This is a genomic window from Methylobacterium sp. D53M, assembly GCF_053345625.1.
On the sequence record NZ_JBKFAL010000034.1, the window covers coordinates 17,713 to 42,837 of the forward strand.

General features: G+C 72.6%; 22 protein-coding genes. 16 read left to right on the forward strand and 6 right to left on the reverse strand.

Going from position 1 to position 25,125, the window contains the following annotated elements; all coding sequences use genetic code 11:
* Positions 1-69: 69 nt before the first annotated feature.
* Positions 70-1,794 carry an adenylate/guanylate cyclase domain-containing protein gene (locus ACLBYG_RS28385; protein ID WP_056524564.1) on the reverse strand — a complete coding sequence of 575 codons (1,725 nt, stop codon included), beginning with the start codon at positions 1,792-1,794 and terminating at the stop codon, positions 70-72.
* A 153-nt stretch (positions 1,795-1,947) separates the two neighbouring features.
* On the opposite strand from ACLBYG_RS28385, the gene ACLBYG_RS28390 reads away from it, so the two are divergent.
* The 14 genes from ACLBYG_RS28390 to ACLBYG_RS28455 all read left to right on the forward strand — a co-directional run bounded on the left by ACLBYG_RS28390 (position 1,948) and on the right by ACLBYG_RS28455 (position 15,528).
* Positions 1,948-2,526: a DNA-3-methyladenine glycosylase gene (locus ACLBYG_RS28390; protein WP_447683682.1), complete on the forward strand. Its 579-nt coding sequence runs from the start codon at positions 1,948-1,950 to the stop codon at positions 2,524-2,526.
* Positions 2,527-2,635: 109 nt separating this feature from the next.
* Positions 2,636-3,781, forward strand: coding sequence for a zinc-dependent alcohol dehydrogenase (locus tag ACLBYG_RS28395; protein WP_244540873.1), 1,146 nt, complete (start codon positions 2,636-2,638; stop codon positions 3,779-3,781).
* A 9-nt stretch (positions 3,782-3,790) separates the two neighbouring features.
* Positions 3,791-4,285, forward strand: coding sequence for a hypothetical protein (locus ACLBYG_RS28400; RefSeq protein ID WP_091981500.1), 495 nt, complete (start codon positions 3,791-3,793; stop codon positions 4,283-4,285).
* Between the two features lie 146 nt (positions 4,286-4,431).
* The gene (locus ACLBYG_RS28405; RefSeq protein ID WP_447683683.1) at positions 4,432-5,586 is read left to right on the forward strand and encodes a transporter substrate-binding domain-containing protein; all 1,155 of its coding nucleotides are present in this window, start codon (positions 4,432-4,434) and stop codon (positions 5,584-5,586) included.
* Positions 5,583-6,209, forward strand: a complete 627-nt coding sequence (locus ACLBYG_RS28410; protein WP_020096063.1) for an ANTAR domain-containing response regulator — start codon at positions 5,583-5,585, stop codon at positions 6,207-6,209. Before ACLBYG_RS28405 ends, ACLBYG_RS28410 begins: the two co-directional genes overlap by 4 nt.
* A 175-nt stretch (positions 6,210-6,384) precedes the next feature.
* Entirely contained in the window at positions 6,385-7,230 is an 846-nt protein-coding gene (locus tag ACLBYG_RS28415) for a nitrilase family protein (protein ID WP_447683684.1), read from the forward strand.
* Positions 7,231-7,267: 37 nt separating this feature from the next.
* Positions 7,268-8,434 (forward strand): substrate-binding protein, encoded by a 1,167-nt coding sequence (locus tag ACLBYG_RS28420; RefSeq protein WP_447683685.1) that lies wholly within the window; start codon positions 7,268-7,270, stop codon positions 8,432-8,434.
* A 358-nt stretch (positions 8,435-8,792) separates the two neighbouring features.
* Complete coding sequence (locus ACLBYG_RS28425) at positions 8,793-9,626, forward strand: branched-chain amino acid ABC transporter permease (RefSeq protein ID WP_020096060.1); 834 nt, start codon at positions 8,793-8,795, stop codon at positions 9,624-9,626.
* Positions 9,619-11,460 (forward strand): branched-chain amino acid ABC transporter ATP-binding protein/permease, encoded by a 1,842-nt coding sequence (locus ACLBYG_RS28430; RefSeq protein WP_447683686.1) that lies wholly within the window; start codon positions 9,619-9,621, stop codon positions 11,458-11,460. The genes ACLBYG_RS28425 and ACLBYG_RS28430 overlap by 8 nt, the downstream gene beginning before the upstream one ends.
* Positions 11,453-12,196: an ABC transporter ATP-binding protein gene (locus ACLBYG_RS28435; RefSeq protein ID WP_091683238.1), complete on the forward strand. Its 744-nt coding sequence runs from the start codon at positions 11,453-11,455 to the stop codon at positions 12,194-12,196. The genes ACLBYG_RS28430 and ACLBYG_RS28435 overlap by 8 nt, the downstream gene beginning before the upstream one ends.
* A 149-nt stretch (positions 12,197-12,345) precedes the next feature.
* Positions 12,346-13,278, forward strand: a complete 933-nt coding sequence (locus ACLBYG_RS28440; RefSeq protein ID WP_447683687.1) for a DUF1028 domain-containing protein — start codon at positions 12,346-12,348, stop codon at positions 13,276-13,278.
* Positions 13,259-14,671 carry an amidase gene (locus ACLBYG_RS28445; protein WP_447683688.1) on the forward strand — a complete coding sequence of 471 codons (1,413 nt, stop codon included), beginning with the start codon at positions 13,259-13,261 and terminating at the stop codon, positions 14,669-14,671. Before ACLBYG_RS28440 ends, ACLBYG_RS28445 begins: the two co-directional genes overlap by 20 nt.
* 165 nt (positions 14,672-14,836) lie before the next feature.
* Positions 14,837-15,067 (forward strand): hypothetical protein, encoded by a 231-nt coding sequence (locus ACLBYG_RS28450; protein ID WP_020096055.1) that lies wholly within the window; start codon positions 14,837-14,839, stop codon positions 15,065-15,067.
* Between the two features lie 44 nt (positions 15,068-15,111).
* Complete coding sequence (locus ACLBYG_RS28455) at positions 15,112-15,528, forward strand: DUF1236 domain-containing protein (protein ID WP_447683689.1); 417 nt, start codon at positions 15,112-15,114, stop codon at positions 15,526-15,528.
* Positions 15,529-15,729: 201 nt separating this feature from the next.
* Here ACLBYG_RS28455 and ACLBYG_RS28460 read toward each other — a convergent pair whose 3' ends face one another.
* The 5 genes from ACLBYG_RS28460 to ACLBYG_RS28480 form a co-directional block, all read right to left on the reverse strand.
* A complete protein-coding gene (locus tag ACLBYG_RS28460) occupies positions 15,730-19,206 on the reverse strand; it encodes a CheR family methyltransferase (RefSeq protein ID WP_447683690.1) in 3,477 nt (1,158 codons plus the stop codon).
* Positions 19,187-19,747 carry a PAS domain-containing protein gene (locus ACLBYG_RS28465; RefSeq protein ID WP_024828800.1) on the reverse strand — a complete coding sequence of 187 codons (561 nt, stop codon included), beginning with the start codon at positions 19,745-19,747 and terminating at the stop codon, positions 19,187-19,189. The genes ACLBYG_RS28460 and ACLBYG_RS28465 overlap by 20 nt, the downstream gene beginning before the upstream one ends.
* A 223-nt stretch (positions 19,748-19,970) precedes the next feature.
* Entirely contained in the window at positions 19,971-22,553 is a 2,583-nt protein-coding gene (locus tag ACLBYG_RS28470; protein WP_447683691.1) for a PAS domain-containing protein, read from the reverse strand.
* A gap of 235 nt (positions 22,554-22,788) precedes the next feature.
* The gene (locus ACLBYG_RS28475) at positions 22,789-23,145 is read right to left on the reverse strand and encodes a hypothetical protein (RefSeq protein ID WP_447683692.1); all 357 of its coding nucleotides are present in this window, start codon (positions 23,143-23,145) and stop codon (positions 22,789-22,791) included.
* 164 nt (positions 23,146-23,309) lie between these two features.
* Complete coding sequence (locus tag ACLBYG_RS28480; RefSeq protein WP_091683246.1) at positions 23,310-24,410, reverse strand: SMP-30/gluconolactonase/LRE family protein; 1,101 nt, start codon at positions 24,408-24,410, stop codon at positions 23,310-23,312.
* A 226-nt stretch (positions 24,411-24,636) separates the two neighbouring features.
* On the opposite strand from ACLBYG_RS28480, the gene ACLBYG_RS28485 reads away from it, so the two are divergent.
* Both ACLBYG_RS28485 and ACLBYG_RS28490 read left to right on the forward strand, forming a co-directional pair.
* A complete protein-coding gene (locus tag ACLBYG_RS28485; protein ID WP_056524526.1) occupies positions 24,637-24,891 on the forward strand; it encodes a DUF6894 family protein in 255 nt (84 codons plus the stop codon).
* The coding region (locus ACLBYG_RS28490) for an AAA family ATPase (protein ID WP_447683693.1) at positions 24,892-25,125 on the forward strand (234 nt) is incomplete at its 3' end. It abuts the gene before it with no gap.

Genomic DNA, 25,125 nt, shown 5'->3' on the forward strand with positions numbered 1-25,125 from the left:
GGGATGCGCGACGCCGAGAACCGCGGTACCACTCTGGATTGCTTCGCTCCGCTCGCAACGACGTTCGCGTCAGGCGTTTCCGAGGGTGCTGACCCGGACGGCCTCGGACCGGCCGTCCACCGCCACGTCCCGGATCTCCGCCGGCGCCACGCGGGCCGCCGCGTAGACCGCCTCCGACACCACCGCCACGCAGCCGAGGACCTTGGTCAGGCCCTGGAGCCGGGCCGCGACGTTGACGGTGTCGCCGAGCGCCGTGAATCGGGCGTCGGTGGCGTCGCCCATCTCGCCGACGATCGCCGGGCCGGCATGCACGCCGATCCCGTACCGGAGGGTGTGCTCCAGGTCGGCCGCCAGGAGCCCGTTCAGGGTGTCGACCGACTCGGCGATGAGGTCGATCGCCCTCAGGGCCTCCCGTGCGGCCGCCTCGGCCTCCGTCTCCAGGCCGAACAGGGCCAGCAGGCCGTCGCCGAGGAACTGGTTGGTCGAGCCGCCGGCCTCGCGCACGGCGTCGCCGACCGCGCCGAGGAAGCGGTTGATGATGAACACCGTGTCGTAGGGCAGGCGCTCCTCGGCGAGCCGTGTCGAGCCGCGCAGGTCGACGAACATCGCTACGATGAAGCGCTCCTCGCCCGACTGCGCCCGGTCGAGCAGGTCGGCCTGGCGCATCCGCGGCTGCGGCGGCAGCAGCGGCACCACGGCCATGTCGGTCTCCGGCCGGAACTGGCAGGCGAGGCGCACCCCCGGGCCGGCCGCGATGCGCTCCAGCACCGCCCGCTCGGTGCGGCCGGGCGCCGGCGCCCCGTCGCTGCCGTCCGTCACCCGGATCCGGCAGGTCGAGCACCGGCCGCGGCCGCCGCAGACGCTGGCGTGGGGGATCCGGTTGCGCCGGCTCGCCTCCAGCACGCTCGTGCCGCGGGGTACCCGCACCACCCGTCCGTCCGGGTAGCTGAGCCGGATCGTGCCGCGCTTGATCTCGGCGAGCGTCCGCGCGCCGCGGGCCGCGATCACCGCCGCCACGAGGCCCGCGTAGGTCCCGAGCAGCCCGTCCCGGACGGCGGCGAGCCGCGCCACTTGGTCGGGCAGCCCGACATGGACCGGCTGGAGCGCCGCCGCGCGCCACGCCGGATCCTGCGCCAGGGTCATGACCATCCGGCCGCCCTGCGCGAAGCCCAGCAGCGACAGGACCGGCACCAGCACCGCGAGCGCCAGCAGCCAGGGCGCCATGCGGTCGAAGCCGGGCTTCAGCCGCAGCCAGAAATACAGGCCCATGCAGCCGTGGATCCAGGCGACGACCAGGACCGTGACCTGCATCAGGCCGAGGATCGGCGAGGCGATCCAGAAGGCGTAGAGTTCCTGCGCGTAGCCCTTGTCGAGCCCCTCGGTGACGAATGAGACCCGGGTCCCGACGATGTGGCTGATGAGCAGCGGTGGGATCAGCAGGCCCGAGACCAGCTGCAGGGTCTCGGACGGCCGCCAGTGGAAGAAGCGGGCCGCGTAGAGGGCCTGGAGCCCGAGCAGCAGGTGGACCACCAGGGCGCCGTAGAGCAGCGTCAGGCCGACGGGGTTGAGCCAGACGGCCGTGACGAGGTCGAGGCCGTCCTCCATGGCGTCGAGGGAGACGTTGCCCAGGGCGTGGTTCAGCAGGTGGGTCAGCACGTAGCCGAACAGGATCAGGCCGCTGGCCAGCCGGAGGCGCCGCAGGTTCAGGCGGAGCCGCGCGGCGCGCGGGGCCGACCGGGGTTGCGCGCCCGACTCTGCGGACCGGAGCGTCGCGATCGAGGCTGTGCGCACCATGCTGGAGGTCCGAAGGGATCGGTTCTGGGCCCGCCATTCACGGGCCCCTCGTACCAGCAAGACTTCCGTTGCGTCCGATTTATTTCTAATCGCCCGCGTTTCGCCGGATCCCGGCGACGCGGATCGCGCGGGGCCGCCCGCGCCGGAGCCCCGATGCTGGACACCTTCTTCGCCCGCAGCGCCGCCGCGGTGGCCTCCGACCTGATCGGCGCCCGCCTGTTCGTCGGCGCAGCCGGCGGGATCATCGTCGAGACCGAGGCCTACGACAGCACCGATCCGGCCTCCCACAGCTTCCGCGGCCCGACCCGGCGCAACGCCAGCATGTTCGGCCCGCCGGCCCACGCCTACGTGTACCGCTCCTACGGGATGCACTGGTGCCTGAACCTCGTCTGCGAGCCCGGCAGCGCCGTGCTGCTCCGGGCCCTCGCGCCGACCGAGGGGCTTCCCGCCATGCGGGCGCGCCGCGGCCTGGAGGATCCGCGCCTCCTCTGCGCCGGCCCCGGCCGCCTCTGCCAGGCCCTCGGCGTCACCGACGCGCTCGACGGGGCGCCCCTCGCGCGGGCGCCGTTCCGGTTCGAGCCGCGCGCCGCGGGCGATTCCGGGGGCGTCGACGTGGTCAGCGACCGGCGCATCGGCATCACCCGCGGCGCCGAGACGCCCTGGCGCTTCCTGCTCGCCGGCTCTCGGTTCGTGAGCCGCCCGGCGCGGAAGGCAGAGCCGGCCGCCGGATGAGGGCGGCCGCCCGCCGCGCGTCACCTCGCGCCCCGCCGCGGCCGCCGGGAACTTGGGCATCCGCCTGCGGTTCCCCGGTCGTGGACGAGGGAGCCCCAGCATGCTGGCGATGAACTACCGCGGGCCGTACCGCGTGCGCGTCGATCGCAAGCCGATCCCCGTGTGCGAGCATGTTGAGGATGCGGTCATCCGAGTTACGCGAACCTGCGTTTGCGGATCTGATCTTCACCTGTACCATGGAATGGTGCCGGATACGCGCGTCGGCACGACGTTCGGCCACGAATTCACGGGCGTTGTTGAGGAGGTCGGCTCCGGCGTGCGCAATCTCGCCGTCGGCGACCACGTGCTGGTCCCGTTCAACATCGCCTGCGGCCGCTGTCACTTCTGCAAGCAGGGGCTGTTCGGGAACTGCCACGAGGCGAACGCGCAGGCGACCGCGGTCGGCGGCATCTACGGATACTCGCACACCGCCGGCGGCTACGACGGCGGCCAGGCCGAGTACGTCCGGGTGCCCTACGCCGATGTCGGCCCGTGCAAGATCCCCGAGACGATGGACCTCGACGACGCGGTGCTGCTCACCGACGTCGTGCCGACCGGCTATCAGGCGGCCGAGATGGGCGGGATCCAGCGCGGCGACACCGTCGTGGTCTTCGGCGCCGGACCAGTCGGCATCATGGCGGCGCGCTGCGCGTGGCTGTTCGGGGCCGGGCGGGTGATCGTCATCGACCACGTCGAGTACCGGCTCGACTTCGCGCGGCGGTACTGTCCCGCCGAGGTCTACAATTTCCGCTCGATCGGGGATCCCGTGGTCTTCCTGAAGAAGACCACCGATTCCCTCGGGGCCGACGTCTGCATCGACGCGGTCGGCGGCGACGCGGCGGGGAGCGCGCTGCACACCCTGATGGGGACCAAGCTGAAGCTCGAGGGCGGCTCGGCGGTGGCGCTCCACTGGGCGATCAACGCGGTCAAGAAGGGCGGGATCGTCTCGATCGTCGGGGTCTACGGGCCGACCGGCAACCTCATCCCGATCGGCAACGTCCTGAACAAGGGCATCACCATCCGGGCCAACCAGGCGTCGGTGAAGCGCCTGCTGCCGAAGCTGATCGCCCATATCGAGGCGGGCCGCCTGAACCCCAAGGAACTGATCACCCACAAGGTGCCCCTCGAGGAGGCCGCGGATGCCTACCACCTCTTCTCGGCCAAGCTCGACGGCTGCATCAAGCCGGTCCTGGTCCCCCCGACGGCACGCGCGTGAGGAGGGGCGATGAGAAACCGTCCGATCGATCCGTCGACGGTCCCGGGCTGGGGCGTCGACGCGGATCCGCAGAACGATCCGACCTACCCGATGCGCGACATCGCGCGCGACGACAGCCGGGGCATGAACTGGACGCGGCCGCCGCAGCAGCGGGCGCGCGTCGAGGTCCTCACCTCGATCGAGTACAACGCCCGGCCGGCGGTCGTCGGTACGTCGACCCCGCCGCGCGGCGTGAGCGGCGTCATCCGCCGGCAGGCGTTCCGCTACAGTGAATCCCAGTGGGCGCACTGGCTGATGCTGATGGCCGCCGACCGGGTGAACGTGGTCGAGGGCGTGGTCGACGACCTCGCGCGGGGCCGCGTCCCCAACGTCCCGGCCGAGATGGGCGCCCGGGCCGAGCTGGCCCACAACCGGTCCGGGCTGGCGGGCAAGCTCGCGCTCACCGGCGCGGCGATCGGGCTCGGGATCCTGGTCTCGCGCCTCGCCCGCGCGGAGCGGCGCTAGGGCCGCCCCGGAGCCGCTCCGTCCCGGCTCCGCACCCGGCGCCCGGGGACGACGGCGCGGGGAACGGCTTTCGCGGCGGGTCCTCCCTCGGCTAGGACAGCGGGGCGCGCAGCCCTCCGGGTGCCTGCGGCGAGCCCGGGGGGACCATGGCGGCCAAGGATGAAGCGACGTGGCGGGTCGGCGTCCTGTTCTCCCGCAGCGGGGTGAGCGGCATCACCGAGACCGAGCACTTCCTCGGCACCGCCCTGGCGATCGAGGAGATCAACCGGGCCGGCGGCGTGCTCGGGCGCCCGATCGAGCCCGTCTGCTACGACCCCGCCGGCGACAACGACGCCTACCGCACCCTGGCCCGGCGGATGCTCGCCGAGGACGGGGTCGAGGTGGTGTTCGGCTGCTCGCTCTCGGCGAGCCGGAAGTCGGTCATGTCCACCGTGGAGCGGCACAACGGCCTGCTCTGGTACCCGTCGATCTACGAGGGCTTCGAGTACTCGGAGAACATCATCTACACCGGCGCGACCCTCAACCAGAACGTCTTCGCACTGGCCGACTACCTGATGCAGGAGCACGGGCCGCGGATCTTCCTGATCGGCTCCGACTACATCTACCCGCGGGAATCGAACCGGGTCATGCGCGACCTGATCGAGGCGAAGGGCGGGATCATCGCGGGCGAGCTGTACGCGGCCCTCGACGCGGACGACGCGGCCCACGCCGCCATGATCGCGGCGATCCGCGACGCCGCCCCGGACGCGGTCTTCTCCACGGTGGTGGGGCGCGGCGCCGAGCGGCTCTACCGCGCCTACGCCGCGTCCGGCATCGACCGCGCCCGCTGCCCGATCGCCAGCCTCACCCTGGCGGAGGGCCAGATCCGCGCGATCGGCCCCGAGCACTGCACCGGCCACGTCCTCGCGGCGCCGTATTTCGGCGCGCTGCCCGGCGAGGAGAACCGGCGCTTCGTCGCCGCCTTCCAGGCCCGGTTCGGGCCTGAGCGCCCCACCAGCATGTGGTCGGAGACCGCCTACGCGCAGGTCCACCTCTTCGCCCGGGCGCTCGCGGAGGCCGGCACCCTCGACGCCGAGCGCCTCGGCGCGGCGGCCCTGCGGCAGCGCCTCGCGGCGCCGGAGGGCGAACTCGCCTTCGACGGCGAGACGCGCCACATCTGGCTCACCCCCGGCATCGGCGTCGCCCGCGCGGACGGGCAGTTCGACGTCGTCTGGCGGGCGCGGCGGCCGGTGCGGCCCGACCCGTACCTCGCGTGGTCCCGGTTCGAGACGAACTGGCTGGAGGAGGGGCTCGCCGCGTGACCGCCCCCGCCCGCAAGATCCTGGACGACCTGCGGCGCGCCCGCGCCCTCGTCATCCATCCCCGGGACGAGGAGGCCGCCGCTTTGCTGGAGCAGCTCCGCCGCCTCGGCTGCGCGGTCTCCCTGGCGTGGCCGCCGCCCGCCGCCCTGCCGGCCGACATCGACACGCTGTTCATCCAGCTCGACGACGCCCAGGTGATGCACCTGCTGCCGTCGATCGAGGCGATCGAGCCGGCGGTCATCGCCATCGTGGCCTACGAGAGCCCGACCTCGCTGAAGGCGATCGCCGACGTCAACGCCCACGGCGTGCTCAACAAGCCGCTCCACCCGCGGGGCGTGCTCACCCAGTTCGCCCTGGCCCGCTACCGGCGCGGCTACGAGGGCCGGCTCACCAGCAAGATCAACCGGCTGGAGGAGACCATGAAGGGCCGCCGCACCGTCGAGAAGGCGGTCCGGCTGCTCGTGGACCTGAACCGGATCGACGAGGACGCCGCCTACAAGATGCTCCGGGACCGGGCCACCGCCGCCCGTGTGCCGATGGCGAGCGTGGCCGAGAGCGTGGTCTCCGCCCACGAGGCGATGAGCGGACTCGGCCTGCGCATCGCGTTGGCGGAAAAGACTTGATCGCAGCAGCCTGCCGCATTTATGGTCTTGCGGTCTGTTTCGGGGTGCGTATCGTAGTCTAACCGGGCAAGGTTGCCCCGCAGCAGCAGTGCTGCACGACATCACGGCTTTGAAGCCTCTGGTTCGCGGATGATCTGTCTCCGTGCCCAGGGGCTTTTTGCGTTTCGGAGCTCTCATGGTCCAGGCGAACGATCCCGCGCGCCCGCCGATACGGGTGTCGTGCATCCAGTTCGAGCCGGAATTCGGCGCGGTCGACGCGAACGTGGCGCGCGCGTCGGACCTCGTCCGCGCGGCCGCCGCCGAGGGCGGCCGGCTGATCGTGCTGCCGGAACTCGCGAGCACCGGCTACGTGTTCGAATCCGCCGCGGAGGCCGCCGCCCTCGCCGAGCCCGTGCCGGACGGCCCGACCACCCGCGCCTGGGCGGCGCTCGCCGCCGAGCTCGGCGTGCACATCGTGGCGGGCATCGCCGAATCCGCCGGCGAGACCCTCTACAACGCCGCCGTGATCGTCGGGCCGGAGGGCTACATCGGCACCTACCGCAAGGCCCATCTCTGGGATCAGGAGAACGTGTTCTTCGCCAGGGGCGATCTCGGCTTCCCGGTCTTCGACACCGCGCTCGGGAAGGTCGGCGTCGCGATCTGCTACGACGGCTGGTTCCCCGAGACCTTCCGGCAGCTGGCGCTCGCCGGCGCGGAGATCGTCTGCGTCCCGACCAACTGGGTGCCGATGCCCGACCAGCCCGCGGGCGAGGCTGCCATGGCCAACACCCTGCACCGGGCCGCCGCGCACTCGAACGGGATCTTCATCGCCTGCGCCGACCGGGTCGGAATCGAGCGCGGCCAGCCCTTCGAGGGGCAGAGCCTGATCATCGGCCCCAAGGGCTGGCCGCTTGCCGGACCGGCGAGCCGCGACCGCACCGAGACCGTCTCGGCGCTGGTCGACCTCGACGCGGCCGGGCGCAAGGACCTCAACGCGTTCAACTCGCTCCTGCGCGACCGCCGCGCCGACATCTACGGCTGAGCCCGCTTCGCACCGTCGTCATCCAAGGAGTTCGTTCATGGTGAAATGGTCCCTCGTCGCCGCCGCGGCGCTCGCCCTCGCCGCCGCGCAGGCCGCCACGGCCGCGCAGGCCGCCGACGGCAAGCCGATCGTCATCGGCATCCCGATCGGCCTGTCGGGCGCCAACAGCGTCGTCGCCCCCTCGGTGGTGCAGTCGGCCGAACTCGCCGTGGAGGAGATCAACGCCAAGGGCGGCGTGCTCGGCCGCAAGCTCGTCCTGGAGGTGGCCGACGACGCCTCGGGGGCGGCCGGCGCCCAGAAGGCCTTCGACAGCCTGATCTACCAGAAGAAGGTCGACGTCCTGATCTCGATGGAGACGAGCGCGGCCCGCAACGCCGGCCTGCCCGCCGTCACCAAGGGGAAGGTGCCGTACATCTACACCTCGTTCTACGAGGGCCATTCCTGCAACAAGAACATGTTCGTGGACGCCTGGGTGCCGGAGCAGCAGGTGCCGCCGGTGGTGGACGCCTTCAAGGCGAAGGGCGCCAAGACCTACTTCCTGATCGGCAGCGACTACGCCTTCGGCCGCGGCATGCTGGGCTTCGCCAAGAGCTACGTCGAGAAGACCGGCGGCAAGGTGGTCGGCGAGGAATACCTGCCGATGGACGGCAGCGACTGGACGGCGATCATCTCCAAGCTGAAGGAGGCCAAGCCCGACGCGCTGATCACCTCGACGGCGGGCGGCGCGCCGAACGTGACGCTGACCAAGCAGCTGCGCGGCGCGGGCGTGTCGATGCCCTTCGCCAACCTCGCGCTGGACGAGGGCACCGCCAAGAGCATGGGCGCGGACGCCGAGGGCGTCTACCTCTCGGCCTCCTACGTCACCGGGATCGACAGCCCGGAGAACAAGGCGTTCCTGGCGGCGATGCAGAAGAAGTTCGGCGCGGAGCTGCGCACGCCCAACGACCTCTCGGTGCCGGAATACGAGGCGATCTACCTCTACAAGGCCGCCGTCGAGAAGGCGGGCGGGACCGAGACCGCCAAGGTCCTGGAGGCGCTCCCGACCGTGAGCTTCACCGGGCCGCGGGGCACGATCACCATGAGCAAGCAGCACCACGCGCCGCTGACCATGTATCTCGGCCAGATCCAGAAGGACGGCACCGTGAAGGTCGCCGGCACCTTCAAGGACGTCGATCCCGGCGAGCAGTGCCCGAAGCTGCAGTGAGGGGCGGGGCAAGAGGCCTCGCCCGGGCGGGCGACGATATCCACCCGTCTCGCGCCGACGTCGATGACGGAGCGCCACGTGCCCCCTCTCCCGTGCGGGAGAGGGTTGGGGTGAGGGATTAGACGCTCCAGGATCGAGCGCGCCGTCGTCGCGCTGTCTTGGACGAGACTTCTCCGGAGAGGTCGCACCCCTCACCCCTGTCCCTCTCCCGCACGGGAGAGGGGACCCGCGCCCGGTCCGGAAGCCGCGGTGCCGTGGTCGATACGTGACCCGGCAAGCCCGCAGAGGGGGAGGGGACCGTCGTCACCCGCCAAATCCCTCCCTCAGCCCGCGACGACACGCGCACCCGGAATCCCCGATGCTGCTCACCCTCGACATCCTGACCACGGCGGCGATCCTATTCATCGTCGCGATCGGCCTCCTGGCGATCTTCGGCGTGCTCAAGATCATCAACTTCGCCCACGGGGCGTGGCTGACGGTCGGCGCCTACTGCGCGGTGGTGACCGCCAGGCTCGGGCTCAATCCGTGGCTCGCCCTGCCGCTCGCCTTCGTCGTCGGCGCGGCGCTCGGCGGCCTCGCCGAGCACTTCATCATCCGCCCGCTCTACCGGCGGCCGTTGGACGCGATTCTCGCCACCTGGGGGCTCGGCATCGTGGTCGGGCAGCTCATCACCCTGGCCTTCGGCCGGGACGTCCAGCTCACCCCGAACCTCTACGCCGGCACCGTCGCGTTCCTCGGCGTCGACTACTCGGCCTACCGCCTCGTGGCGCTCGGCATCGCGCTGGCGATCGGCACGCTGTTCGCGCTCACCATCGAGCGGACCCGGCTCGGCCTCTCGGCCCGGGCGGTGATCATGAACGAGACCCTGGCGCGCAGCCTCGGCATCGACACGGGCCGGGTGCGCCTCGTCGTGTTCATGCTCGGCGCCGGCTTCGCGGGCCTCGCCGGCGTCCTGCTCACGCCGCTCACCAGCGTCGATCCGAACATGGGCGTCTCCTGGCTGATCGGCGCCTTCATGCTGGTGATGGTCGCCGACGCCTCGTACCTGGCGCTCGCGGCGGCCTGCCTGGTCTTCGGGGCCGCGCAGGTCCTGATCAGCACCTTCGTGAGCCCGATCCTGGGCAGCATCGCCGTCGCGGTGCTCGCCGCCCTCGTGCTGCGGATCAGCCCGAAAGGTTTCTCCCGTGCTTGAGACCCTGCCCGCCACCGAGCCCGCCACCGAGCGCGCCGCCGCGGCGCCCCGCGGACGCCGCCTGTCCCGCGCCGCGCCCTTCGTGGTCGCGGGCCTGGCGGCGCTGGCCCTCTGGATCGCGCCGCTCGTCCTCGACACCTTCGCGGTCAACGTCCTGACCCGCTCGATGATCTACGCGGTGCTGGCCGTCACGGTGGACCTGCTCTGGGGCTTCGCGGGGATCCTGACCTTCGGCCAGGCGGCGTTCTTCGGCATCGGCGCCTACGCCACCGCGATGATCCTCGCCGCCTACGGGGCGACGCCGCTCGGGATCGCCGCGGCCATCGCGGCGGCGCTCGTCGCGCCGGCCCTGCTCGGCCTCGCGGTCGGCTGGCTGTCCTTCTACCACCGCTCGACCCCGCTCTACGCCTCGGTGATCTCGCTCGTCGTCCCGATCGTCGTCGTGCAGCTCATCTACGCGGGCGGGGAATGGACCGGCTCCAGCAGCGGCCTCGTCGGCTTCGACGTGCTGCCCTTCGAGACCGAGGGCTATTTCCGCCTCGCGGCCCTGTTCCTGATCGCCGTCACGCTGGGGTCCTGGATCCTGGTCCGGGCCGATGCCGGCCGCGCCCTCGTGGCGCTCCGGGACAACGAGGCGCGCTGCGCCTATCTCGGCCTCAACCCGCGGCGCCTGCAGATCCAGCTCACCGCGGCGCTCGCCGCGGTGGCGGGGCTCGCGGGCTTCCTGTTCGCCAACGGCTCGGGCGTGGTCGCGCCCGAGAATGCCGGCTTCCTGTTCGGCACCGAGCTGGTCATCTGGGTGGCGCTCGGCGGCCGCGGCACGCTGCTCGGCCCGGTGCTCGGCACCGTCGCGATCGACTACCTCGCGGCCAACCTCTCGGGCGACCTGCCGTTCCTCTGGCAGCTTCTCCTGGGCTCGGCCTTCGTGGTCATCATCATCCTGCTGCCGGGCGGCCTCGCCGACCTCGTCGGCCGCCTCTGGCGGGCGCTGCCGGTGGGCCGGCGGCAGTCGGCGCCGCCGCGCCTCGTCGCGCGGGCGGCCGGGACCGAGGCGGCCGGGCCGGAGGTGACCGGCACCGAGGCGACCGGGACCCCGATCCTCAAGGTCGAGAACCTCGCCAAGGCCTACGGCGCCCTGACGGTGCTGGAGGGCATCGACCTCGAGATCCGGGCGGGCGAGCTCGTCAGCCTCGTCGGGCCCAACGGCGCCGGCAAGACCACGCTGATGCGCTGCCTCAGCGACGGCACCGAGCCGTTCAAGGGCGCGATCGCCGTCGGCGGTACGCCGATCACCGGGCTGACGCCGAACCGGATCGTCGGCCTCGGCGTCGGGCGCAAGTTCCAGGTGGCGAGCGTGTTCGAGAGCCTGTCGGTGGCCGACTGCCTCCGCCTCGCCCGGGCGTCCAACGACGGCCTGAGCCCGGTCGGGCGGGCCGAGACGCTGGGCCTGCCGCAGCCGGCCCTCGACGTCCTGCGCATGACCGGCCTCGACCGCCAGCTGACGCAGCCGACGCGCCTCCTGTCCCACGGCCAGAAGCAGGCGCTGGAGCTCGCCATGGTGGTGGCGCTGGAGCCGCGACTGATCCTGCTCGACGAGCCCACCGCGGGCCTGACCAAGGCCGAGCGCACCACCATCGGGACCGTCCTCAAGGCGCTCACCGCCGAGGGCCGGATCGCTGCCGTGCTGGTCGAGCACGACCTCGACTTCGTGCGCGAGATCTCGTCCCGGATCGTGGTGCTGCACCAGGGCCGGCTGGTCCTGGACGGCACGGTCGAGGACGTCGTGGGCTCCGAACTGGTCCGGACCATCTACTCGGGAGGCGCCCATGGGTGAGGCAGCACGGCGGGCAGCACGGCAGATCGCGCCGGCGGGGGCCGCCCTCGCCCTCGACCGGGTGTCGAGCGGCTACGGCGCCGTCGCCATCGTCAAGGACGTGTCCCTGTCGGTCGGGCCGGGGGAGATCGTGGCGCTGCTCGGCAAGAACGGCATGGGCAAGACCACGCTGCTCAAGACCGTCCTGGGCATGGTGGCCCTGCGCGGCGGCGCCATCACGGTCGGGGGCCAGGCGCTCGCCGGCCTCACGCCGGCCAAGCTCAACGCGCTCGGCGTCGGCTACGCGCCGCAGGAGCAGCCCCTGTTCCAGGACCTGTCGATCCGCGACAACCTGCGCCTCGCGGTACCCTCCGACCGGATGCTGCCGGAGGCGCTGGAGCGGCTGTTCGGCCATTTCCCGTTCCTGAAGGACCGGCTGGCCCAGCGGGCCGGCACCCTCTCGGGCGGCGAGCAGAAGATGCTGATCCTCGGGCGCGCCCTGATGCTGCGCCCGCGCCTCCTGCTGATCGACGAGATCTCCGAGGGCGTGCAGCCCTCCATGGTCGAGCGCCTGCGCGGCGTGCTCCAGGCCGAGCGGGCCGCGGGCGTGTCCATGCTGGTGGTGGAGCAGCACGTCGCCTTCGCGCTGGCGCTCGCCGACCGCTACGCCGTCCTCAAGCTCGGCGAGATCGTCGACAGCGGGGCCGCCCAGGCGCCGGACGCGCGGGCACGCGTCATCGATCATCTGGCGGTGTGAGATCGACCCGGATCCACCACCGTCATCGCGAGCGCAGCGAAGCGACCCAGGGTCGCGCCACGCTCCCGGACGGGGCGCTGCTGGATTGCTTCCCTGCGCTCGCCAAGACGGCGGTGGATCGGGAGCAGGGAGGAGGAAGCCGTAAGCGCATGAGAGAACTCAACACCTTCTCGATCGCCGCCCGCTGCCCGCGGACCGGCCAGCTCGGCGTCGCGGTGGCGAGCGCCGTCCCGGCGGTGGGCGGCCTGTGCCCGTTCCTCAGGGCCGGGATCGGGGCCGTCACCACCCAGTCCTGGGTGAATCCCTACCTCGCCGCCCGCATCCTCGACGGGCTGGCCGGCGGGCAGGATCCCGACGCGGCGCTGGCGGCGGCCCTCGCCACCGACGACCGGCCGGACCTGCGCCAGCTCGGCCTCGTCGACGGGCAGGGGCGGGCCGCCGCCTGGACCGGCGCCGGATGCACGCCGGCGGCCGGCCACCGCACCGGGCCCGGCTACGCCGTCCAGGGCAACATGCTCGCCGGGCCGGGCGTTGTCGTCGCCATGGCGGAGGCCTTCGAGGGGAGCGCCGCCCAGGATCTCGACGAGCGGCTGATGCGCGCCCTGGAGGCCGGCGACGCGGCCGGCGGCGACCGGCGCGGCAAGCAGTCGGCGGCGCTCAAGATCGTCGCCGCCGAGGATTACCCGCATCTCGACCTGCGGGTCGACGAGCATGCCGAGCCCGTGGCCGAGCTGCGTCGCGTTCTCCTGGTCGCCCGCCGTCAGCTCGTGCCGTTCGTGGCCGGCATGCCGCGGAAGGACGGCCCGGCCGGCGCCCTGCCGGACGACGTCGTGGCGATGCTGCTCAGGCCTCCCGCCGAGCGGCCGGGCGCCGCCGGGGATGCAGCCCCCGACCTGCTGCGCGACGTCGTCGGCCTGCGCCAGGAGCCCCGGCGGGTCGCGCACCTGCTGGCGCAGTTCGCGCCGGTGCTCGCCGAGATCGCGCGGCTCCGCGACCTCGACCTCGCGGACATCCACCCGCCGGTCGTGTTCGATCCGACGCTCCCCTACCGCCGGGTGCCCCATGACGACCGCCGCGACTGACCCCCTCTGGCATCTGCCGATCACCGAGCTCGCGCGGCGGATCGCGGCGCGGGAATTGTCGAGCGCCGAGCTCGTCGGCGCCAGCCTCGACCGGATCGCGCGCCTCGACGGCGCCGTGAACAGCGTCGTCCACCTCGCGCCCGCGGCCCTCGACGCCGCGCGCGCGGCCGATGCCGAGATCGCCCGGACGGGGCCGCGCGGCCCGCTCCACGGCATCCCGATCGCCGTCAAGGACAACTACACCACCGCCGACATGCCGACCCGGGCCGGCACGGCGGTGGAGGCCCTGACCTTCCCGGCGGCCGACAGCCACGCCGTGGCGCGGCTGCGGGCGGCCGGCGCGGTGATCGTCGGCAAGACGCGGATGCACGAATTCGCCTGGGGCATGGTCACGCCGCCGACCCGCAACCCCTGGGACCCCGACCGGGTGCCCGGCGGCTCCAGTGGCGGCTCGGGCGCGGCGGTCGCGGCCCGCCTCTGCCCGGCCGCGCTCGGCTCGGACACGGGCGGCTCGATCCGGATCCCGGCCGCCCTGTGCGGGATCGTCGGCCTCAAGCCGACCTACGGCCGGATCGGCCGGTCGGGAATCGTGCCGCATTCCTGGTCCCTCGACCATGCCGGGCCGCTGACCCTGACGGTGGCCGATGCCGCCCTGATGCTGCAGGCGCTCGCCGGCCCGGATCCCGGCGATCCCGCGGCCAGCGCGGCGCCGGTCCCCGACTACACGGCCGGGCTGGACCGGCCGATCCGGGGCCTGCGGGTCGCGGTGATCCGCAACCACTTCTTCGACGCAATCGACGACGACGTCGCCGCCGCCGTCGAGGCAGCGCTCCGCTTCCTCGAAGACCGGGGCTGCGCGGTGCGCGACGTCGCGGTGCCGTCCCTGCGCCACGGCCTCGGCGCCATCTACGCCATCGAGCTCGCCTCCTCGACCGCCTACCACGACCGCAGCCTCGCCCGGGGCCACGTGGCGGGCTTCGCCGCCGACGTCCGCGACCTCGTGGAGATGGGCCGGCTCGTGACCGGCCCGGACTACCTGCGGGCCGAGCAGGTGCGGGCCCTGATCATGGACGAGATGGCCGCCGTCCTGGCCGAGGCCGACGTGATCGTCGGCCCGGCCTCGCCGCTGACCGCGTGGCGGACGGACGAGTCCGCGGTGACGCTCGGCGGGCGCGCGGAGAGCGTGCTGGCGGCCTCCTGGCGCCTGACCTACCCGTTCAACCTCGCGGGCCTGCCCGCCATCGCGCTGCCCTGCGGCTTCGACCGGCGCGGCCTGCCGATCAGCCTCCAGATCGCCGCCCGGCCCTTCGCCGAGGCCGAGATCCTGCGCGTCGCCCACCAGTACGAGCGGGCGCACGCGTGGTGGTCCCGGGTGCCGCCCCTGGCCGGCTGAGGCGTGCTCCCGTCCCGAACAGCTGAGCGGGACGGGAACGGTAGATTGTACACAACCAATACCGTGCCGCATCGCGAATATCCGCGTGATCTACCGATCAATGCGCGTGGAACCCTTTTTCCGCCGCTGCCGTTGCTGGCTTCGATTGAAGTCAGGAGGCCAACCATGCGGACCATCATTCTCTCGGGCGCCCTGTTCGCGGCTCTGTGCGGCGCGGCGAGCGCCGAGGAGACCACCGTCATCCGCCGCGACGGGCCCGCCGTCGTCGACCACCGCGACACCGTCGTCGAGAAGCGCGAGGTCACCACCGGCAGCGTCGATTGCGGTTCGAAGACCGTCCACAAGGAGGACGGCATGGGCAACTCCAAGACCGTCCACAAGGAAGGCTGCAACTGATCCTGGGCGGACAGCCGCGCCCTGACGACCCTGGAGATCTCAGCATGACCAACAAGCTTCTTCTGTCGCTGGCGACGGCCGGCCTCCTCGCCCTCCCGGCGGCCGCCCAGGCGCAGGGCACCCTGCGGGGCGCGGCCGAGGGTGCGGCGGTCGGCGCCGACGCGGCCGGCCCGGTCGGCGGCGTCGTCGGCGGCGCGGTCGGCGCGGCGACCGGCACGGTCGGCGGCATCCTGGGCGTCGACGACCGCCCGCGGTTCCGCAGCTACGTCCGCGAGCGCGGCGCGCGCTCGTACAGCTGGGGCGGCCCGGTCCGGGTCGGCACCGTGCTGCCGGAGGACAGCGTCACCTACTACGACGTGCCCACCGAGTACCGGGTGCGGCCGGGCTACCGCTACACCATCGTGAACGACCAGCCCGTCCTGGTCGATCGCGGGCACCGCATCGTCGAAGTCATCGACTGAGGGGGCGGGGCGCCGGTTCGTCCGGCGCCTTCCGGCATCGTGACGCCTCCCGAACCGCAGTGAAGGATCGGGAGACCTCGCCGTCTTTGCGAGCGCAGCGAAGCAATCCAGGGTCGCGCAGCATCGGCAAGCGTGGCGCCGACTGGATTGCTTCGCTGCGCTCGCAAGGACGGCCGACGCACGGATATCCCTGAGCGCGCGTCAGCTCCGCAGGAGTGCCGCCTCGGGCAGATGCAGCGTGATCCGGTACTCGGCGGCGTCGTGGCTGCGCGTCACGGTCGCTTCGAGCTGGCGCAGGGACATCTCCACCAGCATCGTCCCGAAACCTCGTCCGGGCCTCGGCTCCGGGACACGGGCCATCCGCTCGCACCAGTCCAGGACGAGTCCCGCCTCCTGCCGGTCCCAGGTGACCGACAGCGCGCCGTCGTCGGCCCCGAGCGCGCCGTACTTCACCGAGTTCGTCGCCCACTCGTGCAGGATCATCGCCAGCGACGACACGTGCCGCCAGTTGATCGCCACGAGGGGGCCCTCGATCACCGTGGGGACGTGGTCGCGGTACGGGCGCAGGGTCGCGCCGATCAGGCCCGCGAGGTCGCTCATGCCCTGGCCGTCGGACGGGTCGGCCAGGGAATGCGCCCGCCCGAGCGCCGAGATGCGGTCGCGCATGTCGGTTGCGAAGACGCCGATCTCCCGGTGCGTGCGGGCGCCCGCCGAGATCATGCCGCCGATGATCGCGAACAGGTTCTTCACCCGGTGGTTCATCTCCCGCAGCATCAGGTCGCGGGTCTCGGCGAGCGCGTATTCGGGCGACACGTCGATGCAGACGCCGACGATCCGCTTCCGGTCGCCGCTCCGGGTCAGGCGCCCGTAGCTGCGGATGTGCCGCGGCGCGTGGTCGGCGGCGCGCACGCGGATGCGCGCCTCGAACTCGTCCAGGCCGTGCGCCGCCTCGGACAGCGCCGCCTCGAAGCCGGGACGGTCCTCGGGCAGCACGCTGGCCGCCAGGGCCGCGGTGGGGTGCGGGGCGTCGGGAGCGAGGCCGAACATCGTGCCGGCGGTGCTGTCGACCACGACGGTCCCGGCATCCGGGCTGTATTCCCAGACGCCGATGCCCCCGGCCTTCACGGCCAGTTCCAGCCGCTCGCGCTCCGCGGCGAGCTGGCGCTCCAGCGACAGCGCCTCGGTGATGTCGGTGAGCACCAGGGTGGCGCCGTCGACGCTGCCGTTCTGCAGGCGGTAGGGCAGCACCCGCAGCGAGAGCGTGCGCTCTCCGTCCCGGGTGGCGACGCGCCGCTGGATCACCGAGCCGCCGGCGCAGACCTCCCGGGCGTCGTGCAGGTACTCGTGCCCGGCGAGCCGGCTCGACACGTCGGCGAGGGGGCGGCCGCGATCGCCCGGCTGCAGCGGGAAGATCGTGGTGGCCGCCGTGGTGAAGCTGCGCACCTTCAGCTCGCGGTCGAGCACCACGACGGCGAGGTCGGTGGATTCGAAGAAGTTGCGCAGGTCGGCATTGGCGATGGTCAGCTGCTCGACCTTGATCTTCAGCTCGTCGTTGACCGTGGACAGCTCCTCGTTCGTCGACTGGAGCTCCTCGTTCATCGACATCATTTCTTCGTTGGAGCTCTTCAGCTCCTCGTTCGTCGTCTCCAGCTCCTCGACCGCCGAGCGCAGCTTGTAGCGGGTGCGCAGCAGCTCCTCTTCCAGCGCCTCGACGTGGTCGCCGCCGGCATCCATCTCGATCAGGTCGAGGTCGTCCGCCGCCCGGAAGGCGCCGGTGTCGCGCACGACCAGGAGCATCGAGCCGTCGGGCAGGGGATCGCAGATCAGCTCGACCGGCTGGACGCCGTATTCCGAGCGGATCTCCACGTCGCGGACGACCACGCGCTTGCGCGCGTCCCGGGTCTGGCGGAGCAGCGGCCCGATCACGTCGCGCAGGCCCGGGCGGGCCAGGGTGATGGCGCTGGTGCCGCCGGTCCGGGTGACCGGGAAGTCGAAGTAGCGGCTCAGGCGCCCGTAGGCGGCGATGATGCCGCCATCCTCGTTGAGCACCATGCTGGGCGGGGCGTAGCGCTCCATGACGCGGCGCACCGCCACGGTCTCGTCGGCGATCGAGGGCTCGCCGCGGCGCTCCTCGCGGCCGCCGCGCCGGACCTCGCCCCGGCGCGCGCTCCCGGGCAGGTCGATCGGGTATTGCGGCGCGCCCGGCGGCCGCTCGAACAGGCGGGCATGCTGGTCGATGACGGGGAAGAGGTGCTCGAACCGGCTGACGCTCTCCGAGGGGCCGAGGAACAGGTAGCCCCCCGGCCGGACCGCGTAGTGGAACAGCGGCACCACCGATTGCTGGAGGCGCTCGTCGAAGTAGATCAGCAGGTTGCGGCAGGACAGGAGGTCGACCCGCGAGAAGGGCGGGTCCTTGACCAGGCTGTGGCTGGAGAAGCGGATCAGGTCGCGGATCTCGGCCGCGACGGTGAAGCGCTCGGCGTGGAGGACGACGTAGCGCTCCCGCAGATGGGCCGGGATGTCGGCGAGCGCGGCGGCCGGGTAAGTCGCCTCCCGGGCGATCTGGAGCATGCGCTCGTCGATGTCGGTGGCGAAGATCTGGACCGCCAGCGGCACGCCGAGGCGGCGCGCGGCGTCGGCGAACAGCATAGCGATGCTGTAGGCCTCCTCGCCGCTGGAGCAGCCCGGGATCCAGACCCGGATGTCCTCCTCGGGATCGCAGGTGCGCAGCAGGGGTTCCACCACCCGCTCCCGGAGGAGCTCGAACAGCTCGGCGTCGCGGAAGAACCGGGTGACGTTGATGAGGAGGTCGCGGAACAGCGCCTCGCACTCGGTCTTGTCGGCCCGGACGCGGCCCAGATAGGCCCGGCCGGACTCGAGCCCGAGCACGTGCATGCGCCGCTCGACCCGCCGGACCAGGGTGGTCCGCTTGTAGCCGGAGAAGTCGTGGCCCACCGCCGCGCGGATGACCCGGCAGAGGTCGTCGATGTGGTCGGCGACGAGGCGGGCCTCGTCGTCGACGCCGTCGGTGCCGCGGCGGCGGAAGAAGCTCGCGAGGCAGTCCACGATCTCGCCCGGCGGCCGCACGAAGTCGACGAGGCTGGTCCCGACCGCCGAGAGCGGCATGCCGTCGTAGCGGGCGGTGTCGGGCTGCTGCACCACGCAGACGCCGCCGTGCTCCTTGATCGCCCGCAGGCCGGTCGTGCCGTCGGCCCCCGTGCCCGACAGGATCACGCAGGCGGCGTTGGCCTGCTGGTCGACCGCGAGCGACAGGAAGAAGTCGTCGATGGGCCGGCGCAGGCCCCGCGGCTGGACGAAGTGGGTCAGTTCGAGGACGCCGTTCTGGATGACGAGGCCCCGCCCGGGCGGGATGATGTAGACCTTGTCGCCCGCGATCCGCTCCCCGCCCTCGCACTGCAGCACCTCCAGCTCGGTCTGCCGGTCGAGGAGCTGCGCCAGCATGCTCTCGTGGTTGGGGTCGAGGTGCTGGACGATGACGAAGGCCATGCCGGTCGGCGGCCGGGCGCGCGCCAGCATCTCTCGCAGGGCCTCGAGCCCCCCCGCCGAGGCACCGATTCCCACGACGGGCCCGGCGAAGGGCGGGGCGGTCACCGTCCCGGCGCCGTCCAGGACCTCCGAGGCCTCGCCTCCGGGGGCGTTAAGGAAATCCTGGTGCATCGAGATCCGCGAGCGTGAGCTTGGCCTGCGCGACCGTGGCGACCGTGTTGGCGATCGTCATCAGCGAGCCCTCGATGACGAGCCCGCTCTCCGCAAGCGTCGGGGTCAGCCGGGTCAAGGTCCGGCCGAGTTCCGTATCGTAGGCGGAAAGCAACTCGGGTTGCGAGCGGCTGACATCGAATTGGGATGCGAAAAGAAAGCGCACCTCGCCCGAGAGCGCCCTCAGTTTGGACATGTACAGCAGGTTGACGAAGGGCTTCCCGTCCTTGCGGAAATTCAGGATCGGCGTGCGCACCGTGTCCTGCCGGTCGTTCTCCAGGAAGGCGTGGATCTTGGCCCGCGCCTCCCGGTTGTCGGCGTCGCGCTGGAGGAGGCGGCAATTGCGCCCGACGACCTCCGCGCCCGTGTAGCCGGTGAGCTCGTGGAACCGCTCGTTCACCAGGAGCAGGACGTTGTCGTCGCCCGCCGCCGCCAGGGCCAGGGCGATGTGGGATTTCGCGAAGAAGGTCGTGAGTTCGGCCGGGATGGTCTGCGTGTCCACGGTAGGTTCCCTGTCGCCTCCGTTGGCGCGGTCCTGCTGGTTCGCTCCCGGGTCCGCCCGACCGACGGGCACCGTGCCGAGGACGCCCGCGAGGACGCCCGCGAGGATGCCCTCATGGGCGCGCCGGCGCGGTATGGCAATGACGCGCGGGCCGGCGAACCCGTTCCGCGCGGGCCTGCGACGCCGTGTGCCCGGGGGCACCGCCGGCCCGGGCCGCCGGACCTCAGCCCTCGCCGCCGATGATGCCGCGGATGCGGGTGGCGAGCGCCTCCAGGGCGAAGGGCTTCGTCATCACCTGCATCCCGGGCCCGAGATGGCCGTGGTTGAGGGCGGCGTTCTCGGCGTAGCCGGTGATGAACAGGACCTTCAGGTCGGGCCGGTGCTGGCGGCCGGCATCGGCCATCTGGCGGCCGTTCATGCCGCCGGGCAGGCCGACATCGGTGATGAGCATGTCGACGCGCACGTCCGACTGGAGCACCTTCAGCCCCGAGGCGCCGTCCGCCGCCTCGATCGCCGCGTAGCCGAGATCCTCCAGCACCTCGGTGACCAGCATCCGCACGGTCGGCTCGTCGTCCACCACCAGGACCGTCTCGCCCTGCTCGGCGCGGGGCGCGTGGGCGAGGTCCGGCAGGATCACCTCGGCCTCCGCCTCGCCGAGATGGCGGGGCAGGTAGAGGCAGACCATCGTGCCCTGGCCGACCTCCGAGTAGATCCGGACCTGCCCCCCGGACTGCTTGGCGAAGCCGTAGATCATCGACAGGCCGAGGCCGGTGCCCTCGCCGATCGGCTTGGTGGTGAAGAACGGGTCGAAGGCCTTGGCGACCACGTCGGGGGTCATGCCGGTGCCGTTGTCCGAGACGCAGAGCGTGACGTACTGCCCCGGCTCCAGTTCGCGCTCCTGGGCGGCCCGGTGGTCGAGCCAGCGGTTGGCGGTCTCGATGACGATGCGCCCGCCCGCCGGCATCGCGTCCCGGGCGTTGATGCACAGGTTGAGCAGCGCGTTCTCGAGCTGGCTCGGATCGACCAGCGTCGGCCACAGGCCGCCGGCCCCCACCGACTCGATCGCCACCGACGGGCCGACCGTCCGGCGCACGAGCTCCATCATGCCCTCGACCAGGCGGTTCGCGTCCGTCGGCTTCGGGTCGAGGGTCTGGCGGCGCGAGAAGGCCAGCAGGCGGTGGGTCAGGGCGGCGGCGCGCTTGGCCGCGCCCTGCGCCGCGCCGATGTAGCGGTCGAGGTCGCCGACCCGCCCCTGCAGCATCCGGGTCTGCATCAATTCCAGCGAGCCGACGATGCCGGCCAGCATGTTGTTGAAGTCGTGGGCGAGCCCGCCGGTGAGCTGGCCGACCGCCTCCATCTTCTGCGACTGGCGCAGGGCCTCCTCGGCGCGCATCAGCTCGGCCGTCCGCTCGGCGACCCGCTGCTCCAGGGTCTCGTTGAGGCTGCGCAGCGCCGCGGCGACGCGGTCCCGCTCCGCCTCGACGGCGCGGCGCTCGTCCACGTCGATCAGGACCCCGGGGAAGCTCAGGGGCGTGCCGTCGGGCGCGTGGTCGACGCGGCCGTTGGCCTCCAGCCAGTAGTAGCGCCCGTCCGCCCGGCGGACCCGGTACTGGTGCGCGTAGGCGCCGCCCCGGGCGACGGCCGCGTTGATGGCCGCGGCCAGCCCGGGCTGGTCGTCCGGATGCACGGTCGCGACGATCTGGGCGAGCGGGATGCCGTCCCGGCCGAGCGCCGGGTCGAGGCCGAAGCTGCGGGCGAAGCCCTCGTCGACCGTGAACCGGTCGCTCGGCAGGTCCCAGTGCCACGTGCCGATGATGGCGCCGGCCGCGAGGGCGAGCTGCACGCGCTCGATGTTGGTCCGGGCGAGCGCCTCGCTGGCGCGCAGGGCGTCCTCCGCCTGCCGGCGCGCGGTGATGTCCCGGAACAGCACCGAGACCTGGCGCCGGCTCGCCGGCCCGATCCGGGCGGCCGAGACGTCGATGAAGCGGTCGGCCTGGGCGAAGAAGCGCTCGAACCGGATCGGGATCCCGGTGCGGAGCACGCCGCCGTAGAGCTCGAGCCAGGCCTCCGCGTCCTCGGCCGACACGAGGTCGCGCAGCGTCCGCCCGACGATGCCGGCGATGCCGGTGTGGCGCTCGTAGCCGGGATTGGCCTCGACGTGGACGTAGTCGCTGAGCGGGCCGTGCGGGCCGTCGAAGAACTCGATGATGCAGAAGCCGTCGTCGATGGCCTCGAACAGCGTCCGGTAGCGCTCCTCGCCGGCGCGCAGGGCGTCGCGGGCCTCGCGCTGCTCGGTGATGTCGCGCGCGACCCCGGAGAACCGCACCGGCCGCCCCGCGGCGTCGCGCTCGATCTCCCCCTGCCGGGCGATCCAGCGGATCTCGCCGGTATCCGGCCGCCGGATCCGGTAGGCGACGTCCCGCGGGGCGTCGCCGCGGCTCCGGCTCGCCGCCGTCGAGACGAGGGCCTGGTCCTCCGGCAGGATCAGCGCCTCGACCAGCTCGGCCGGGTAGGTGTCGCGCTCCGGCAGGCCGTAGAGCCGGCAGAATTGCGGGGTCGGGTGCAGGAGCCCGTCCGCGACCCCCACGGTGAACAGGCCGATCCCGCCCGCCTCCTGCGCCCGCAGCAGGCGCGCCTCGGCCTCCCGGAGGGCGAGGCCGGCCCCGGACAGGTCGGCGGGGGGCTGCGGGAGCGTCGGGGCGTCCGCCTCAGCGCCGGTGGCGGCCGCCCGCGCCCGGAGTCCGGCGGCCTCCGCCTCCAGCGCGCGGGCGCGCCGCAGGAGCGCCTCGGTCCCCGTCTCGTCCACGCTCAGCGCCCGTGCGTCGCGATGGACTCCCCCGCCGGCCGCGCGGGGCGGTCGGGGCGGATCGCCAAAATCGGGAGGGCGGGGGATACGGGCACGGGGCTGGCGCTGCGACAGAGGGGCGGGGCGTGGGCGCCTTCTGCCGGAAACGGACCTGGGACGCCACGGGACCGGACCATAACGCGCGGAAACCGCTAAGGCTGCGTCGGCCGGCCCGGCGGGCGACGGGGGCCGCCGGCTACGGCTCGGCGAGGCGGCAGGTGGCGCTGCTCGCGCGGGGCCAGCCGTAGTAGATCGTCTCGGCCTGCACGTCGGCGAGGCTCACGACCTCCGGCACCGAGGCCTGCTGCGTGTCGAGCACCGTCCCGCCGGCCCCCGTGAAGGTGCAGAGCACGGTCACGTTCGTCGCGAGGTCCGGGCCGGTGTTGCGCAGGTTGACCATCGCCCGCTGCGGCTCGTGCGAGTCCGGCGGCGTGTGCAGCCGGGTCTCCCGCAGGACCAGGGCGGCGTCGGCCCGCGCCGGCGGGGCGAACGTGACGATCAGGCCGGCAGCCAGGAAGGCGCCGGCCCACCGCGACGACTGCATCCTGCGCATGGTCGGTCCATCCTCTCCTCTTGCCGGGCCTCGGTGCCGGATCCCGGTACAGGGTCCCGGGCCCGGCACCCGCTTCGATCCAACTTGTAACCCGGGTTCCGGGTTCGGCGTCAGCCGCCGCGCGCCCGACGCGAGGCCGCCCCTGGGACCGGGCCGATCCATCCTCAGTTGCGCAGCGGCTCGGCGTCGATCTGCATCCGGTAGATCGTCGTCGGGAACTTGACCGTCGAGGCCGCGCCGCCGCTCATCGCCGGCGTGCGATTCATCTGCGCCGCCGGGATCCACAGGCCGCCCTGCTCGTCGATCCACATCGCGTCGACCCAGACGAGCCGCGGGTCCTGCACCAGCGTGCTCACGGTCCCGTCCGGCGCGATCTTGAGGATCCGCAGGCCGTCCGTGTCGCTCGCGTAGATGGTGCCGCCCGCGTCGATGGCGGTGCCGCCCGTCGCCACCGTGGCGGCGTGGAGCTTCACGTGCCGGGCGCGCTCGTCGTCGCTCACGGCCGCGTCGTCGAGGTACCGGGTCTCGATGCTGTAGAGCGGCCCGGTGCACGCTTGGTAGTAGAAGGTCTTGCCGTCCGGCGAGACTTCCAGCTGGTCGGCGTGGATGAAGAGCAGCTTGTCCTTGTCGTCCCGGAGCACCCGGCCCTGGCCGGTCAGCGGGCGCTGCGCGATCGTCGACCAGTGTCCGTCGAGCACCCTCCGGAGGCCGCCGGTCTCGCGGTCGAGGACGATCAGACCGGGCTGGCCGGCATCCGTCAGGTAGATGTGGCCGCCGTTGAACCGGAAATCGTCGATGAAGCTCTTCTCGGTGGTCGCCGCCTGCAGCGGGTAGACCCTGCGCACGGCGTTCGTGGCGAGGTCGATCTGCACGAGCTTCGGGCCGCCCGGCAGCGGCGCCGCGCCCATGCCGGGCGCGCCCTTGTCGACCACCCAGAGGTCCCCGTCCGGCCCGATCCGGATGGCGTTGACCGCCACGAAGGCCTTGGCCGGGTCGTCGCCCGTCTTCCAGGCGTTCCAGGCCGCGTCGGGGTACGGGACCGCCTTGCCGTCCCGCCACTCGCCGAGCTCGATCCCCTTGTCCTGGCTCTGCCGCTGGAACGGCGAGAACAGCCGGCCGTCCGCGGACCGGGTGATGCCGTTGAAGACGAGGTCGTTCGACTCCACCATCGGCTTCAGGGCGTCGGACCCCGCTGGCGCCTCGGCGGCGCGGCCGGGCGCGCCGAGGCCGGCGGCCAGCAGGAGGGCGAGGAGCGTGGCGCGCATGGTGGGATCCCGGTCCGGCGGTGAGGCGTCTCGCCCGGTAAGCCGGCGGGGCGCGCGGTGTTCCGGTCCGGTCCCATCGGCCGCAGTCGTGAGGCCGGCGCGGGTCCGGCGCGGGTCCGTTCCAGGGACGCCTGCGACGCTTCGCCGGGGCTGGATCCGGCCGAGAACAGAACATATAGTGAACACAGGGTGAGCGCCGCGCGGGGCGGCCGAGGAGGAGCGAGGGATGGCCAAGTACCGGTTCCACTGCACCAACGGCCTCGAATGCGTGTTCGACGCCCGCGGCACCGAGGTCCGCGCGACGGCGCGCCTCGTCGACCGCGCCCACAAGGTCGCCTCCGACGTGCGGCGCTCGCTGGCCAACCGCACCGACTGGGCCGAGTGGCGGGTGAGCGTGCACGACCTCTCGGGCCGGCGGGTCCTGGTGCAGCCCTTCGTGCAGCCCTTCGAGAAGGCGTCGGGTCGCGCCAGGGCGGCCTGAATGGCGGCGCCGATCAGGACGGTCGCGCAGGGGGCCGGTGCCGCGGCCGCGGAGCCGGATCAGACGATCCGCCCCCTGAGCCTCGCCGAGTTCATCGGTCAGCGGGCGGCGCGGGCGAACATGCAGGTGTTCATCGAGGCGGCGAGGAAGACCGGGCAGGCGCTCGACCACGTGCTGTTCGTCGGGCCGCCGGGCCTGGGCAAGACCACGCTGGCGCAGATCGTGGCGCGCGAG

Coding starts and splice junctions, on each gene's coding strand:
- ACLBYG_RS28385 (WP_056524564.1), bottom strand. CDS start 1,794: ATGGTGCGCACAGCCTCGATCGCGACGCTCCGGTCCGCAGAGTCGGGC.
- ACLBYG_RS28390 (WP_447683682.1), top strand. CDS start 1,948: ATGCTGGACACCTTCTTCGCCCGCAGCGCCGCCGCGGTGGCCTCCGAC.
- ACLBYG_RS28395 (WP_244540873.1), top strand. CDS start 2,636: ATGAACTACCGCGGGCCGTACCGCGTGCGCGTCGATCGCAAGCCGATC.
- ACLBYG_RS28400 (WP_091981500.1), top strand. CDS start 3,791: ATGAGAAACCGTCCGATCGATCCGTCGACGGTCCCGGGCTGGGGCGTC.
- ACLBYG_RS28405 (WP_447683683.1), top strand. CDS start 4,432: ATGGCGGCCAAGGATGAAGCGACGTGGCGGGTCGGCGTCCTGTTCTCC.
- ACLBYG_RS28415 (WP_447683684.1), top strand. CDS start 6,385: ATGGTCCAGGCGAACGATCCCGCGCGCCCGCCGATACGGGTGTCGTGC.
- ACLBYG_RS28420 (WP_447683685.1), top strand. CDS start 7,268: ATGGTGAAATGGTCCCTCGTCGCCGCCGCGGCGCTCGCCCTCGCCGCC.
- ACLBYG_RS28425 (WP_020096060.1), top strand. CDS start 8,793: ATGCTGCTCACCCTCGACATCCTGACCACGGCGGCGATCCTATTCATC.
- ACLBYG_RS28435 (WP_091683238.1), top strand. CDS start 11,453: ATGGGTGAGGCAGCACGGCGGGCAGCACGGCAGATCGCGCCGGCGGGG.
- ACLBYG_RS28440 (WP_447683687.1), top strand. CDS start 12,346: ATGAGAGAACTCAACACCTTCTCGATCGCCGCCCGCTGCCCGCGGACC.
- ACLBYG_RS28445 (WP_447683688.1), top strand. CDS start 13,259: ATGACGACCGCCGCGACTGACCCCCTCTGGCATCTGCCGATCACCGAG.
- ACLBYG_RS28450 (WP_020096055.1), top strand. CDS start 14,837: ATGCGGACCATCATTCTCTCGGGCGCCCTGTTCGCGGCTCTGTGCGGC.
- ACLBYG_RS28455 (WP_447683689.1), top strand. CDS start 15,112: ATGACCAACAAGCTTCTTCTGTCGCTGGCGACGGCCGGCCTCCTCGCC.
- ACLBYG_RS28460 (WP_447683690.1), bottom strand. CDS start 19,206: ATGCACCAGGATTTCCTTAACGCCCCCGGAGGCGAGGCCTCGGAGGTC.
- ACLBYG_RS28475 (WP_447683692.1), bottom strand. CDS start 23,145: ATGCGCAGGATGCAGTCGTCGCGGTGGGCCGGCGCCTTCCTGGCTGCC.
- ACLBYG_RS28480 (WP_091683246.1), bottom strand. CDS start 24,410: ATGCGCGCCACGCTCCTCGCCCTCCTGCTGGCCGCCGGCCTCGGCGCG.
- ACLBYG_RS28485 (WP_056524526.1), top strand. CDS start 24,637: ATGGCCAAGTACCGGTTCCACTGCACCAACGGCCTCGAATGCGTGTTC.